This window comes from Massilia sp. 2TAF26, from assembly GCF_052115005.1.
Classification (GTDB): domain Bacteria; phylum Pseudomonadota; class Gammaproteobacteria; order Burkholderiales; family Burkholderiaceae_D; genus Telluria.
On record NZ_JBFRFV010000091.1, the window covers coordinates 1 to 564 of the forward strand.

Annotated in this window: 1 pseudogene; it reads left to right on the forward strand. The window is 62.7% G+C overall.

Annotation, left to right across the window (positions count from 1 at the left end):
* Positions 1-35: 35 nt before the first annotated feature.
* A pseudogene (locus AB4Z32_RS27580) lies at positions 36-564 on the forward strand (peptidase M20); the annotation flags it as partial.

Consider the following 564-nt stretch of genomic DNA (forward strand, 5'->3'; position numbering starts at 1 on the left):
GGTTATCAGTGAAACACACCATCCTCGCCGCCCTGATGCTATCCGCATTTGCCGCGCACGCCGAGAATTCCCCGAAGTTCGACCCGCAGCACCTGTCGCAGGACGTCAAAGTCCTGTCGTCGGATGAATTCGAAGGCCGCGGTCCGAACACTATCGGCGAAACCAAGACCGTCACCTATCTGATCAACCAGTTCAAAGCCGCCGGCCTGCAGCCAGGTGGCGACATGGTCAAGGGCAAGCGCAACTGGACGCAGGACGTGCCGCTGGGCCGCTTCGAAATCCAGGGCCCGGTCACGCTGTCCGTGAGCGACGGCAAGCAATCGCAGACCTACACCCAGGGCGAMCAGATGGCCGTGCGCGCAGCGCAGAACGGCAAGAAGCGCGTCGACTTCGACAAGGCGCCGCTGGTCTTCGTCGGCTACGGTGTGACCGCGCCTGAGCGCAAGTGGGACGACTTCAAAGGCATGGACCTGAAGGGCAAGCTGGCCGTGGTCCTGATCAACGACCCTGACTTCGAAACCGGCCAGGGCGACTTCGGCGGCAAGGCCATGACCTACTACGGCC